Origin of the sequence: Macrococcus sp. DPC7161, from assembly GCF_004117835.1 — a bacterium.
Classification (GTDB): Bacteria; Bacillota; Bacilli; order Staphylococcales; family Staphylococcaceae; genus SDSC01.
The window spans coordinates 67,907-83,417 of the sequence record NZ_SDSC01000006.1 but is presented as its reverse complement, the minus strand read 5'-3'; the positions used below and the strand labels follow the sequence as shown (position 1 = coordinate 83,417).

13 protein-coding genes are annotated in these 15,511 nt (G+C 35.5%); 10 read left to right on the top strand and 3 right to left on the bottom strand.

Annotation, left to right across the window (positions count from 1 at the left end; translation table 11 throughout):
• Positions 1-176: 176 nt before the first annotated feature.
• The 8 genes from ER639_RS09165 (at position 177) to tuf (ending at position 9,466) form a co-directional block, all read left to right on the top strand.
• Complete coding sequence (locus tag ER639_RS09165; RefSeq protein WP_129065492.1) at positions 177-1,283, top strand: YSIRK-type signal peptide-containing protein; 1,107 nt, start codon at positions 177-179, stop codon at positions 1,281-1,283.
• Positions 1,284-1,329: 46 nt separating this feature from the next.
• Positions 1,330-2,883: an ABC transporter substrate-binding protein gene (locus ER639_RS09160; protein WP_129065491.1), complete on the top strand. Its 1,554-nt coding sequence runs from the start codon at positions 1,330-1,332 to the stop codon at positions 2,881-2,883.
• A complete protein-coding gene (locus ER639_RS09155; protein WP_129065490.1) occupies positions 2,876-4,507 on the top strand; it encodes an ABC transporter substrate-binding protein in 1,632 nt (543 codons plus the stop codon). Before ER639_RS09160 ends, ER639_RS09155 begins: the two co-directional genes overlap by 8 nt.
• 99 nt (positions 4,508-4,606) lie before the next feature.
• Positions 4,607-4,864 carry a ribosomal L7Ae/L30e/S12e/Gadd45 family protein gene (locus ER639_RS09150; protein ID WP_129065489.1) on the top strand — a complete coding sequence of 86 codons (258 nt, stop codon included), beginning with the start codon at positions 4,607-4,609 and terminating at the stop codon, positions 4,862-4,864.
• Positions 4,865-4,950: 86 nt separating this feature from the next.
• A complete protein-coding gene (rpsL, locus tag ER639_RS09145; RefSeq protein ID WP_129065488.1) occupies positions 4,951-5,370 on the top strand; it encodes a 30S ribosomal protein S12 in 420 nt (139 codons plus the stop codon).
• Positions 5,371-5,477: 107 nt separating this feature from the next.
• Entirely contained in the window at positions 5,478-5,948 is a 471-nt protein-coding gene (rpsG, locus tag ER639_RS09140; protein WP_129065487.1) for a 30S ribosomal protein S7, read from the top strand.
• A 103-nt stretch (positions 5,949-6,051) separates the two neighbouring features.
• Complete coding sequence (gene fusA / locus ER639_RS09135; protein ID WP_129065486.1) at positions 6,052-8,133, top strand: elongation factor G; 2,082 nt, start codon at positions 6,052-6,054, stop codon at positions 8,131-8,133.
• A gap of 145 nt (positions 8,134-8,278) precedes the next feature.
• Complete coding sequence (gene tuf / locus ER639_RS09130; RefSeq protein WP_129065485.1) at positions 8,279-9,466, top strand: elongation factor Tu; 1,188 nt, start codon at positions 8,279-8,281, stop codon at positions 9,464-9,466.
• 52 nt (positions 9,467-9,518) lie between these two features.
• On the opposite strand, the gene ER639_RS09125 is transcribed toward tuf, so the two are convergent.
• The 3 genes from ER639_RS09125 to ER639_RS09115 are packed head-to-tail and all read right to left on the bottom strand — an operon-like array spanning position 9,519 to position 13,023.
• Positions 9,519-10,685, bottom strand: a complete 1,167-nt coding sequence (locus ER639_RS09125) for a M20 metallopeptidase family protein (protein ID WP_129065484.1) — start codon at positions 10,683-10,685, stop codon at positions 9,519-9,521.
• The gene (locus ER639_RS09120) at positions 10,686-11,873 is read right to left on the bottom strand and encodes an amidohydrolase (RefSeq protein WP_129065483.1); all 1,188 of its coding nucleotides are present in this window, start codon (positions 11,871-11,873) and stop codon (positions 10,686-10,688) included. It abuts the gene before it with no gap.
• Positions 11,860-13,023: an amidohydrolase gene (locus tag ER639_RS09115; RefSeq protein WP_129065482.1), complete on the bottom strand. Its 1,164-nt coding sequence runs from the start codon at positions 13,021-13,023 to the stop codon at positions 11,860-11,862. The genes ER639_RS09120 and ER639_RS09115 overlap by 14 nt, the downstream gene beginning before the upstream one ends.
• A gap of 171 nt (positions 13,024-13,194) precedes the next feature.
• Between ER639_RS09115 and ER639_RS09110 the strand changes: the two genes are divergently transcribed.
• Together ER639_RS09110 and ER639_RS09105 are read left to right on the top strand one after the other, a co-directional pair.
• Positions 13,195-14,385, top strand: a complete 1,191-nt coding sequence (locus ER639_RS09110) for a glycine C-acetyltransferase (RefSeq protein WP_129065481.1) — start codon at positions 13,195-13,197, stop codon at positions 14,383-14,385.
• A 169-nt stretch (positions 14,386-14,554) separates the two neighbouring features.
• Entirely contained in the window at positions 14,555-15,508 is a 954-nt protein-coding gene (locus ER639_RS09105; protein ID WP_129065480.1) for an L-threonine 3-dehydrogenase, read from the top strand.
• Positions 15,509-15,511 lie beyond the last annotated feature (3 nt).

The window sequence follows — 15,511 nt, the reverse complement described above, 5'->3', positions numbered from 1 at the left end:
ATACCAACAAAAAGATGTGTCGAAATATAGAGTGAGATTTAAATTTTTTATAAGTTAATTGATTTATTTACATAAATACATGATTTTTTTTGTTAAAATGTAGTAAAATATTCATTATTGAGAATTAAACTATAATGAGATAAGTATGCCCTATTTATTTCAAGGGAGACATTAAAATGAAAAAACGAAATGATTACATGCAGCAATTTAGTATTAGAAAATTAGCAGCTAGTACAACATCTGTTGTTATTGGTGCTTCTTTATTGTTATCACACTCAGCATTTGCAGCACCGACACCTGGAAGCACAACAGCACCAATTGATACTGTTAATGCGCCAGGAAATAGTCAAGTTAGTGATATTTTTGGACATAGTGGTATTGATATCGATAGCAACGGCACAATCGATACTCAAACTCCTGGAGTTGTTGTAGTATTAACTAATTTAGATACGAATAGCCAATATACTCAGATAACGGATGGATCAGGATATTTTTCTTTTCCAAGAATGAAAGCTGGAAATTATGAAATCGTGTTTAGTCACTATGATGCAAAGGATCCAACGTTAACAAAAAGTGTGACATTTTCAACATTTGGTTATCGTACTACACATGTAAGTTTAATATTGCCTCCACCAGTTCAAGAACCAGTGACGACAGAACCGTCAACACAAGAACCAGTAACAACAGAACCGTCGACACAAGAACCAGTAACAACAGAACCGTCGACGCAAGAACCAGTAACAACAGAACCGTCGACGCAAGAACCAGTAACGACAGAACCATCGACGCAAGAACCAGTAACAACAGAACCGTCGACGCAAGAACCAGTAACAACAGAACCGTCGACACAAGAACCAGTAACTGCAGTATCACCAACGAAACAACCAGGTAATCTTGTAGTTACGAAAACCAACCCAGTAGTTAATCCTCAATCAAAAGAATTGGTGAGTCCATTAATATTACCGAATATTAAAATGGAAGCTGTAAAAACTACGATTAATCGAATTTCGAAAATCATTGTTGAAGTTGAAAAAGAAAACATAAACAAATCACATCACGATGTAAAGGAAATAGATAAAAAAAAGCATACAAAAACTAAAACACCAAAAGAAGATAGTAATACTGTTAATGTAGTTACAAATAATCATAAGAATTCACCACAGAAGGACAAGCGTATGAAGCAAGAATTCCTAAATAATAAAGCGACTTCAGAGTCACTACCAAGTGCTGATTTACATGGTATGCCGACTTTTATTACAGGTTTTGGTGGATCTATTTTGTAACGAATTTCATGTCTAAATAGAGAAGGAGGGGTTTGCAATTTATAATGTGGATGAACGTCTATTCAAATTAGATTTATATTTAAAAGAACATACATTCAATCGTGATGAAATTGCAGACCTATTCTCAGTGACAACAAGGCAGCTGACGCGACTGCTTAATAAATGGCAAGATGAAGGGATTTTAACATACAACAGCGGTGTTGGACGTGGTAATGCTTCTGAAATTATCTTTAATGTAGATATTGAGCAAGAGTTTATTACATATTTGATTCGTAATATTAATAATTATACGATGGAATCACTGCAAGCCATTATTGATTATCCGATGCATGACGATACTAGGAAAGCAATCAAAGTTTGTATTGAAGAAAGTTTATACGGAAAAAAAGAAAGTGATTTATCAGACTATCATATTGATTATATTTATCGTATACCTCAACGTATTCATCCACTAGAAAGTATGGATATTTCTTTAAGTACCATCTTATTAAATGTTGGAGATAGATTATATTATAATTACAATAATGAAATTCATAATCTTTTAGTTTTATATGATGAGTGGGTTGGCAATGAATTGTTTATACATTTGAGGAGGAATATTAGATTCTCAAATGGAGATATTTTGTTTGCAGCAGATGTGGTCGATTGTTTGAAAAGTATGATCGAAAAGAAACGATTATTTTCGGATTTAAATAGTGTTTTAGGTATTGAAGTTCTAGATCATTATAAATTTAAAATTACTTTTCAAAAACGTATGGATATTGTAAAAATAATTTTATCTCAAGAGTTTTCTACGATTTATAAAGTGCGTGACGGGCAGACTTATTTTACTGGAGCATACGAGATAGAATCACAAGATGAAGACAATATAAAATTAAAAATTAATCCTTACTATCATGGTCCTACACCTGATATCACAGGGATTTTATTGATTAATGATAATGATAAATATAGAGCGTATTTTAATCATAACGCATTGAAAGAAAAAGAAACGTTTCAATCTTATATCTTTAATTTTTTATTATTCAATCCTAATTCGAAAATCACATTAGCAAACCGTAAAGAAGCTGAACGCATTGTGAGAGAATTCCAAAAGGATGAAGAAATTAAATTTGAACCGTTTATTGAATCATTAAAAATCATGAAGTTAAAAGGTTCGAAAGGTTCAACTGAGAAGATGATTGATCTATTTAGACGTATGTCTAAATCATTTGAAGTCGTCGAAATGACTTTAGATGATTATATTCAAAATGATATTATCACTTTTGACGTAGACGCAATTTTTATGAATGAATGCGTACCGTCAGATTATGTGTTCTATGACTTGCTGATTAATGGTAAATATTCAGAATGGTATCGACATTTGCCGGAAAGTCAAAATTTTATGTATATTTATAACTATAAACACAAGCCTTATTGGACATATATTGAGAGAATATATAAACAATTTGTTCAAGAAAACTGTTTTATGATTGAGCTTGACCGCTATCATAAAGTATTTGAATTGCCAAGTCATTTTGAAAACATCACAACCAATATGTATGGAGTGATTAATTATAGATCGATTATCATGAAAAATGAGGTACCTTTAAATGATTGATAAAAGACTATTAGATATTAAACGCTATATAACGGATATAGAAACAGAATATACATTAAAAGGACTATCAGAGTATTTAAACATCTCTGAAAGACAACTAGTAAGATTATTTAGTGCTTGGCAAGAAGAGGATTTAATTGAATATATTCCTGGACGTGGTAGAGGGAATAAGATTGAGATTATTTTTAAACAAGATGTAGAAGCAATTATTCTTAATGAAGTACTTGCTGTATTAGAAACAGCAAAGTTTAAAGAAATTCAAGCTTATGTGAATTATTCTTGGAACGATAATTCAGCACACGTGATTCAGAGGAAGATTAATCAAGTTTTAAATCAAACGAATGAAATTGAAAGATCTAAGTTTATTGAATATGTGCCACAATTACCTACTGAAATACATCCTGCATTTTTAAATGATACGATTGGTGCACAAATATCTTATCAAGTATTTGACGCGTTGTATCGAACGACAAATAAGGGTGAAGTAAAAAGAAATTTATTGAGTTTTGATGAATGGATTGAGAATACTTTACATTTACATTTGAAAAAAGATATAAAGTTTTCGAATGGAAGCAATTTAACTGCTAAAGATGTTAAACATTCATTAGAACAACTGATTGAAGATAGTTTATATCGACCGATTTTTTCGGTGATTGAAGCAATTGAGGTCATCAATAATCATTATCTATTATTAAAGTTTAATAAACGACCTAAGTATTTTGAATATACACTTTCGAGTAGATATAGCAGCATATACAAAAAACTACCAAGTGGTGAATTGGTAGGGACAGGTCCTTATTATATAGAACGTTTTGAACCTGATGAAATGGTACTGAAACATAATGTGTACTATAGAGGGAATTTAGCGGATATTGAAACGATTTATATTCACACGAAAAAAGAAATATCTGAAATGCGTTCAGGTGGTATCAAAGGAAATGAAGAAAGTACAATCAAGAAAGTGCCGATTGGCAATGAATTTCTTTTGTTTAATCCACACAAAACATTAACTGTTACACAACGTGGTTTTATTACAGATATTTTTTGTCATTTACTTGGACAATATATACATCCTGAAGACAATGTTAATCATTTCTATATTCCATGTGATGGGCAATTGCCAGATAAAGCAACCGCAGTAAAATTTAACAGACCAATTACAGTACTTGCAAATGAAAAGACAGAGGCGTTTTATAAAATATTAAAACAATTATTTGCTACTTATGAAGTTGAATTAAATATCATTGTTATGAGCCATATTGATTATTTAAACACGCATTTACTGAACACGGATGTGGATTTCATTTGGATGTATGAAAACTATAATCAAATACAACCATTCAAAACTTATGATTTACTTACGCAATGCAAATTTCAAGAATGGTATAGCACAATCAATCCAGGTAGAAGTATTATGGAAGATGAAGCATATATGAGACATGATGCACCTGCTACAGTTGCCAACCAGTATATTAGATATTTAGAGTTGAAGAAATTATTTGTACCATTAGCTTTGAATCAGCGTGAAGTAGAGATACCACAGTCTATTAAAAATATAAAAACACATTCATATGGCACGTTAGATTATAAACATATCGTAATCGATTATTCGCCCACAGCTTAAGAAATAAATAATCCTCCAAAGCTTAAAAACTTTGTTGACACAAATTCTAAACGATGTTAGAATTATAAAGGTTGATGAAGAAACGCTTTGGAGGATTATATGTCTAATGAAAAAGTGATGTATTCGAATCAATTTGTTGTAGGATATAAAGAGTCTTTAAAAGCTCTTAAGCGTGATCAAGTGTTATCTCTTGTGATTGCACGTGATACGGATATCCATCTTCTAGCGAATGTGCTAGTTTTAGCACAACAGTTAAATGTACCTATTGAATTCAGTGCTTCTAAGAAAGCATTGGGTAAGCAATATGGCATCCAAGTGAATGCAACAGTTGTTGCTCATTTGAAACCCGCTTTGTAAGGCGGTTATCTTACAAATTTTTATTTACTCAAAAAATGAACCACCTGGATGTGTGGAATTAAAGAAAAGAGAGGAGGAAACTCAAAATGCCAACTATTAACCAATTAGTTAAGAAGCCTCGTACTTCAAAAATTAAAAAATCAACTGCACCTGCGTTAAACAAAGGTTATAACAGTCACAAGAAAAAAGCTACTGATGTTGCATCTCCACAAAAACGTGGTGTTTGTACTCGTGTAGGTACTATGACTCCTAAAAAACCTAACTCAGCGTTACGTAAATATGCACGTGTGCGTTTATCAAATAATATTGAAGTTAATGCTTACATTCCTGGTATCGGACACAACTTACAAGAACACAGTGTTGTACTTATTCGTGGTGGACGTGTAAAAGACTTACCAGGGGTACGTTACCATATCGTACGTGGTGCATTAGATACTTCAGGTGTTGATGGCCGTATGCAAGGTCGTTCTTTATACGGTGCTAAACGCCCTAAAGCAAAAAAATAATTAATGACTGACATTAATTGAGGAGAAATATTTCATTTATGTAAATGTATGTTTCTCGCTAGACATGAAATTATAAAAAAAATATACTAAGGAAGGAGGATATTATAATGCCTCGTAAAGGACCTGTTGCAAAAAGAGACGTATTACCGGATCCAATTCATAATTCAAAATTAGTTACTAAATTAATCAACAAAATTATGATCGATGGTAAACGTGGTACTGCTCAAAAAATCTTATACGCTGCATTCGATTTAGTTCAAGAACGTTCTGGTCGTGATGCAATGGAAGTATTTGAAGAAGCAATCAATAACATTATGCCTGTATTAGAAGTTAAAGCTCGTCGTGTTGGGGGTTCTAACTACCAAGTACCTGTAGAAGTACGCGCTGAGCGTCGTACAACTTTAGGATTACGTTGGTTAGTGAACTACGCACGTCTTCGTGGTGAAAAAACTATGGAAGAGCGTTTAGCTAATGAAATCTTAGATGCTGCTAACAACACTGGTGGTGCTGTTAAGAAACGCGAAGATACTCATAAAATGGCTGAAGCAAACAAAGCATTTGCTCATTACCGTTGGTAAGACGAAATATAACCCTTTGGTGTTGTACGGGATAACTGTATAATACTTTAGGGCTATGTTTCTATTTAAAATAAAACCTATCCTGGAAGGAGAAAGAATACCCATGGCAAGAGAATTCTCTTTGAAGAACACGCGTAATATCGGTATCATGGCTCACATCGATGCTGGTAAAACGACGACTACTGAACGTATTCTTTATTATACTGGTCGTATCCATAAAATTGGTGAAACACACGAAGGTGCTTCACAAATGGACTGGATGGAACAAGAACAAGAACGTGGTATCACAATCACTTCAGCTGCTACAACAGCTCAGTGGAATGGTCACCGCATTAACATCATCGATACACCTGGACACGTAGACTTCACTGTTGAGGTTGAACGTTCATTACGTGTACTTGATGGTGCTGTTACAGTACTTGATGCACAATCAGGTGTTGAACCTCAAACTGAAACAGTTTGGCGTCAAGCTACAACTTACGGAGTACCTCGTATCGTATTCATTAACAAAATGGATAAAACTGGTGCGGACTTCAATTACTCTGTAGGTACTTTACACGATAGATTACAAGCAAATGCACACCCAATTCAAATGCCTATCGGTGCTGAAGATCAATTCAACGCAATCGTAGATTTAGTTGAAATGAAATTACACACTTATACAAATGAATTAGGTACTGACATTGAAGTAACTGACGTACCTGAAGAATACTTAGCAGATGCTGAAGCTGCGCGTGAAGCGTTAATCGAAGCAGTTGCTGATGTAAACGAAGACTTAATGGATAAGTACTTAGGTGGAGAAGAGATTTCAGTTGAAGAATTGAAAGCTGCAATCCGTCAAGCTACTTGTGATGTTGAATTCTTCCCAGTATTAGCTGGTACAGCATTCAAAAACAAAGGTGTTCAATTAATGCTTGATGCAGCAATCGAATACTTACCATCACCATTAGATGTTAAACCAATCGTAGGTCACGAAGTTGACGATAAAGATGCTGAAATCATCGCTAAACCAGATGATGCAGAGCCATTTGCAGCTTTAGCATTCAAAGTTATGACTGACCCATTCGTAGGTAAATTAACATTCTTCCGTGTGTATTCTGGTACTTTACAATCAGGTTCATACGTACAAAACGCTACTAAAGGTAAACGTGAACGTGTAGGACGTATCTTACAAATGCACGCTAACTCACGTGAAGAGATCTCTGAAGTATACGCTGGAGATATCGCTGCTGCAGTAGGTTTAAAAGATACAACAACTGGTGACACTTTATGTGATGAAAAGACTCAAGTAATCTTAGAATCTATGGAGTTCCCAGAACCAGTTATTCACTTATCTGTTGAGCCTAAATCTAAGGCTGACCAAGATAAAATGACTAACGCTTTAGTTAAATTACAAGAAGAAGATCCAACTTTCCACGCACATACAGATCCTGAAACAGGACAAGTTATCATCGGTGGTATGGGTGAGTTACACTTAGACATCCTTGTTGACCGTATGAAACGTGAATTTAAAGTTGAATGTACAGTTGGTGCGCCAATGGTATCTTACCGTGAAACGTTCAAAACAGCTGCTGCAGTTCAAGGTAAATTCTCACGTCAATCAGGTGGTCGTGGTCAATACGGTGATGTTCACATTGAATTCACTCCAAACGAAGTCGGTGCTGGTTTCGAATTCGAAAACGCTATCGTCGGTGGGGTAGTTCCTCGTGAATACATCCCTTCAGTTGAAGCTGGATTAAAAGATGCAATGGAAAACGGTGTATTAGCTGGATATCCATTAATCGATGTAAAAGCTAAATTATTTGATGGTTCATACCATGATGTCGATTCATCTGAGATGGCCTTCAAAGTTGCTGCTTCATTAGCATTAAAAGAAGCTGCTAAAAAATGTAACCCTGTTATCTTAGAACCTATGATGAAGGTTGAAATCGTTATGCCTGAAGAATACATGGGAGATATCATGGGTGACGTTACTAGCCGTCGTGGACGTGTTGAAGGTATGGAAGCTCGCGGTAACGCACAAGTTGTTCGCGCATTCGTACCATTAGCTGAAATGTTCGGTTATGCAACAAACTTACGTTCTAACACGCAAGGTCGCGGTACATACTCAATGGTATTTGATCACTATGAAGAAGTACCAAAATCAATTGCTGAAGACATCATCAAGAAAAACAAAGGTGAATAATTAATATTTAAACGGTGCACAGTTTAACTAATTGATTTTTTTACCCAAATGCTTTATAAAAGAACTATAGGTTTTCCTCATGAGGGTGAGAATCCCTCATGAGTAATATAAAATAAATTCCATAATTTTAAGGAGAGATTTCGAAATGGCTAAAGAAAAATTTGATCGCTCGAAAACACATGCCAATATTGGTACTATCGGTCACGTTGACCACGGTAAAACAACTTTAACAGCTGCAATTGCAACTGTATTAGCAAAAAAATTAGGTGGGGAAGCTCGTTCATACGACCAAATCGATAACGCACCTGAAGAAAAAGAACGTGGTATCACAATCAATACTTCACACATCGAGTATGAAACTGAATCTCGTCACTACGCACACGTAGACTGCCCAGGACACGCTGACTATGTTAAAAACATGATCACTGGTGCTGCGCAAATGGACGGTGGTATCTTAGTAGTATCTGCTGCTGACGGTCCAATGCCTCAAACTCGTGAGCACATCCTTTTATCACGTAACGTAGGTGTACCTGCATTAGTAGTATTCTTAAACAAAGTTGACATGGTTGACGACGAAGAATTATTAGAATTAGTTGAAATGGAAGTTCGTGACTTATTATCTGAATATGACTTCCCAGGTGACGATGTACCTGTAATCGCTGGATCTGCTTTAAAAGCATTAGAAGGCGTTGAAGAATATGAAGAAAAAATCATGGAATTAATGAACGCAGTTGACGAGTACATCCCAACTCCAGAACGTGACTCTGAAAAACCATTCATGATGCCAGTTGAGGACGTATTCTCAATTACTGGTCGTGGTACAGTTGCTACTGGACGTGTTGAGCGTGGACAAGTTAAAGTTGGTGAAGAAGTTGAAATCATTGGTTTAACTGAAGAGCCATCTAAAACAACTGTAACAGGTGTTGAAATGTTCCGTAAATTATTAGATTACGCTGAAGCTGGTGACAACATCGGTGCATTATTACGTGGGGTTTCACGTGACGATGTTCAACGTGGTCAAGTATTAGCTAAACCAGGTTCAATCACACCACACACAAAATTCAAAGCTGAAGTTTACGTTTTATCTAAAGAAGAAGGTGGACGTCATACTCCATTCTTCTCAAACTACCGCCCACAATTCTATTTCCGTACTACAGACGTTACTGGTGTAGTTAACTTACCAGAAGGTACTGAAATGGTAATGCCTGGCGATAACGTTGAAATGAACGTAGAATTAATCTCACCAATCGCGATCGAAGACGGTACTCGTTTCTCAATCCGTGAAGGTGGACGTACAGTAGGTTCAGGTGTTGTATCTGTAATCGAAAAATAATTCACTTTTGTGAATCATAAAAAATCCGAAGAGGACGCTCTTCGGATTTTTTTTATAAAGTTTTAATGTTTTCAATAAGGGTTACAAACATTTTTACACCATTGACGAGTCCTGCTTCGTCCAAATTAAATTTAGGATGATGATGAGGATAATGGCATTGTTTTTCTTCATTTCTAACACCTGTGTAAAAATAACAACCTGGTCTTTCTTGTAAGAAATAACTAAAATCTTCACCGCCAAGTGAAGGGGCAAACATTTCTACTTGATCTTTGTTCACTACAGTTTCAGCGAGTTGTATGAGCCAATCTGTTTCATTCTTTGTATTAATCAGCACTGGATAACCGTCTATGTAATTCATATCAATAGACACTTCAAAACTTGTTTCAACACCTTTATTTATAGTTTCTAGTCTTTCTTTAATACGCTTCTTTACACTAGGGTCATAGGTACGTACTGTACCAGATAAGTAGGCAGTATCTGCAATGACATTAAATGCGTTACCTGATTTAAATTCACCAATTGTGACAACACCAGTATCTATTGGATCGACACTTCTTGAAATGATGGTTTGATATTGTGAGATCAATTGACTGGCAGCAATGATGGCATCTTTTGTTGTATGTGGTTCAGCCCCATGACCACCTTGACCTTGTATATGGATTTTTAGTGTGTCTGAATTGGCATATGCCGCCCCATGACAAAAAGCGATTTTACCTGTTTCTAATAAACTTGAGGTATGTGTACCGAAGACGTAATCAACACCTTCTAATATACCAGCATCAATCATTGCTTTTGCACCACCAGGTAGTTGTTCTTCAGCATGTTGGTGGCAGAGTATAATTGTACCGTGTATATCTGCTTCATGCGCTTTTAATATCTTTGCTGTGATTAATAACATAGCAGTATGGCCGTCGTGACCACATGCATGCATGACGCCGTCAACTGTTGACTTATATGCGACATCTTTCTCATCTTGAATTGGTAGCGCATCAAAGTCGGCTCTTAAAAGTACAGTTGGACCAGGTTTTTTGCCATATATTTTTCCTATAACACCATTACCACCTACATCTCTCGTTACTTCAATACCTAATTTTTCTAAATAGTCGGCTATAAATGCTTTTGTATTAGTTTCTTGGAAAGACAATTCTGGATGTTTGTGCAAATGTCTTCTAATTTGGATAAGTTCCTCTGTATATTGGTCAACTTCTTGTGCGTACATTTATACATCCTCCTCTAAATAATCAAAAGTAGCTTGTAAAAATACTTTGACTGCATTCATCATTCCTTTTTCATCAATATCAAATTTAGGATGGTGATGTGGAAAATCTGCTTTGAAATGCTCGTTTCTAGTTCCTGTATAGAAGAATGAACCTGGTACTCGTTGTAAATAATATGAGAAATCTTCTCCACCAAGGGAAGCTTCTAATTCAACAAGTTCATCAATACTTTCAATTTTTTTAGCAGCATTAACAATTAAATCGGTTTCTTTATCTGTGTTTACAACAGGTGGATATCCTTTTAAATACTTCAATTCATAAGTAATGCCAGTCGTTGTAACTAATCCTTCAAGCGTGCGTTTAAGCTCTTCGTAAATGTTGTTTTGTGTTTCTGCATCAAATGTTCTAATCGTACCAGCAATACGCGCAGTATCTGGTATAACATTGTTTGTATCACCAGCATCTAACTGTGTTATCGATAATACAGCAGGTGAAGTGGGTTTCGTTTTACGTGAAACGATGTATTGTAGATCATTGCATAGTTTAATCGTTGCAGCGACGGGATCGATAGTCGTATCAGGATGGGCTGCATGTCCACCTTTTCCTTGTATCGTAATCCAGAAATCATCTGGAATCCCTGTAGCAGTCCCATATTTATATCCTACTTTTCCTACAGGAATACTGCTAGAAACATGCTGTCCAATAATGATATCAACGCCTTGTAAGCAGTTGTCTGCAATCATTTGTATCGCGCCACCAGGATCAACTTCCTCAGCATGTTGATGAATGAATATGATGTTACCTTTTAAATGGTCTCTATATTCAGCTAGAATTCGGGCAGTGATTAATAATACTGCTGTGTGTGCATCATGTCCACATGCATGCATGACACCGTCTACAGTTGACTTATAAGGTACTTCTTTTTCATCTTGTATCGGTAGTGCGTCAAAATCAGCACGAATAGCTATAGTAGGAAGTTGAGGATCTTTAATCAAACGACCCACAACGCCTCTACCACCAACACCAGTAGTTACATCAATCCCTAAATCTTCAAGGTAATGTGCAATAAATTGTGGTGTCTTTTCTTCTTGGAATGATAACTCTGGATACATATGTAGATGTCTTCTGATTTCTACGAGCTCATCAAAATATTTTTCACTTTCTTCGATAATTGCTTCAATTTGTGTCATTGATGAATACACCTTCTTCCATAAGAATGCTTAAAAACATTTTTAAACCGTTGACCATTGATGTTTCATTAATGTCGAACATTGGATGATGGTGCGGTGGATAATCACTTGAACCAGCTGCTGTTAAAAAGAAGGCACCAGGTTTATCAAGAATATAATAAGAGAAATCTTCACCAATCATTAAAGGCTTAGAATCTTCGTATTTTAGGCCAGCCCGTTTTGCTGCGCGTTTGATTACTTCATATTCTTGTTCATGGTTAACAACTGCAGGAAAGCCAAGTGTATAGTCTAAATCATAGGTAATCCCTTTAGAAATCGCGAATCCTTTGAGTTCTTGTTCGATGCGTTCTTTGATTAAATATTTAACTTCAGATGTATATGTTCTTACAGTGCCTGAGCATTTTGCGTGATCTGCAATAACGTTAAAGGCATCTCCAGCTTCTACTCTTCCAATCGTCACAACAGCTTGATCAACAGGATTCACATTTCTAGATACAATCGTTTGTAATTGGTTAATTAATTCAGCCATGATAACGATAGCATCTTTTGTGAGATGCGGTTTAGCACCATGTCCTCCTGCGCCATAGATGGTGATATCAAACATATCTGGACTTGCAAGTAACGGACCATTTATCGACTTTACAACGCCTACATCATAGGTTGCCCAATAATGGTTGCCATATACCTTATCAACATTTTCAATGGCACCATCTTGTACCATAAAATTTGCTCCACCAGGCGCAATTTCTTCAGCAAATTGGAATAAGAAAGTCACAGTACCTTTGACTTGTTCAATGTGATGTGCAAGATGTTTCGCAGTGACGAGTAGTGTTGCTGTATGCGCGTCATGTCCACATGCGTGCATAACGCCATCAACTGTAGATTTATAAGGTACATCTTTTTCATCTTGAATAGGTAATGCATCAAAGTCAGCACGAAGCGCGATGTTTTGACCATTGCCATTTGATAAAGTAGCGACGATACCTTTTTCACCAACATGCTCTCTAATATTAATGTGTGGTAGCGCTTTTAGATAATTTAAAATAAACTGATACGTCTTCGTTTCTTGGAACGATAATTCAGGATGCATATGTAAATGACGTCTAATATGTGTTAGTTCTTCTTGATAAGCATGTATTGAGTCAAACATGAATCGCCACCTCTTTCCTTTTATGTAAAGTATAAGACTAGTTTACCAAAAGTGTGTGAATATTTAAATAAATCGAAATTTAAGTAAAACGAATTTAATAATAGAAGTAAGCGTTTTATTTGTGTTATGATGAAGTTGAAATTACTCAATCACTTTAAAGGAGTGCTATACATGTCTAAAGTATTACAACAATTTTTAACGGAGAATTTAGATCATTTAAAAAACAACGGTTTATACAACGAAATTAACGTTGTTGAAGGTGCAAATGGTCCAATCATCAAAGTTAAAGGAAAAGACTTAATTAACTTATCTTCAAATAACTATTTAGGATTAGCAACGAATGAACGTATGAAAAAGGTTGCAAAAGAAGCAGTTGATACACATGGTGTAGGTGCTGGTGCTGTACGTACAATCAACGGTACATTAGATTTACACGTGAAATTAGAAGAAAAGTTAGCAGAATTCAAAGGAACAGAAGCAGCGATTGCTTATCAATCAGGATTTAACTGTAATATGGCAGCAATCAGTGCTGTAATGAATAAAGAAGATGCAATTTTATCAGATGAATTAAACCATGCATCAATTATTGATGGTTGCCGTTTATCAAAAGCAAAAATCATTCGTGTAAAACACTCAGATATGGATGATTTACGTGCTAAAGCTAAAGAAGCGGTTGAATCAGGTTTATACAAAAAAGTAATGTACATTACTGATGGCGTATTCTCAATGGATGGTGACGTTGCGAAGTTACCTGAAATCGTTGAAATCGCTGAAGAATTCGGTTTAATTACTTATGTTGATGATGCACATGGTAGTGGTGTAATGGGTAAAGGTGCAGGTACAGTTAAGCACTTTGGTTTACAAGATAAAATTGACTTCCAAATCGGTACTTTATCTAAAGCAATCGGTGTAGTAGGTGGTTACGTTGCTGGTACTCAAGACTTAATCGACTGGTTAAAAGTTGCATCTCGTCCATTCTTATTCTCAACTTCATTAGCACCAGCTGATACACGTGCAATAACTGAAGCAATTGATATCTTAATGGAATCAACAGAATTACATGATAAAGTTTGGGAAAATGGTAACTACTTAAAAGATGGCTTGAAAAAATTAGGCTTCGATATCGGTCATTCTGAAACACCAATCACACCATGTATTATTGGTGACGAAAAAACAACACAAGAATTCTCTAAACGTTTAATGGAAGAAGGCGTTTATGCAAAATCTATCGTCTTCCCAACAGTACCACGTGGTACAGGACGTGTTCGTAACATGCCAACAGCTGCGCATACTAAAGAGATGTTAGATGATGCATTAGCAATTTACGAACGTGTTGGTAAAGAATTAGGTATTATTAAATAATTTTATATCGATATACATCAAAAGAGGTATAAACAGTAGAAAACTAATATTGTTTATATCTCTTTTGTTCATTTAGGGTATACAAGTAAGCGCTTTTTTAGTATTATATATATGAAAACAATAATAATGTACATTTCAAAAAGACAGTTGTATACAAGGAGAATGACTTATGAAAAGAATAATGATTACAGGGGCATTAGGACAAATTGGTACAGAGTTAACTTTAAAGTTACGTGAAATCTATGGTGTTGAAAATGTTTTAGCAACAGATTTACGCCGTCCAGAAGAAGGCAATCCAGTATTAGATGGACCATTTGAAACTTTAGATGTTATGGACCATGACAAAATGTTAGCGATCGCAGACAGTTTCAAACCAGACACGATGATGCACATGGCAGCATTATTATCAGCGACTGCAGAAAAGAACCCAGTATTTGCTTGGAACTTAAACATGGGTGGATTATTAAACGCATTAGAAGTAGCACGTAAATTAGAAATGCAATTCTTTACACCATCTTCAATTGGTGCATTTGGACCAAATACACCAAAAGACAATACACCACAAACAACAATTCAACGTCCAACAACAATGTATGGTGTAAATAAAGTAGCTGGTGAATTATTATGTGATTATTACCACCATCACTTTGGATTAGATACACGTGGCGTACGTTTCCCAGGATTAATTTCACACGTTAAAGAACCTGGTGGCGGTACTACAGATTATGCTGTTGAAATTTACTTCAAAGCAGTACGTGAAGGTAAATATGCTTCATACATCGACAAAGGAACATTCATGGATATGATGTTTATGGATGATGCGATTAATGCAATCATTGAATTGATGGAAGCACCAGCTGATAAATTAGTAGACCGTAACGCATTTAACGTTACAGCGATGAGTATTGATCCTGAGATGGTAGCTGCTAGCATCAGAAAATTCATTCCTGAATTTGAATTAACATATGAAGTAGATCCAGTACGTCAAGGTATTGCTGAAAGCTGGCCAAACTCAATCGATGCGACTGAAGCGAAAAAACAATGGGGCTTCAATCCTAAATTCGATTTAGACAAAATGACAGAAGAAATGTTAACAGCAATTCGTGCAAAAGAACAAAAATAAGAC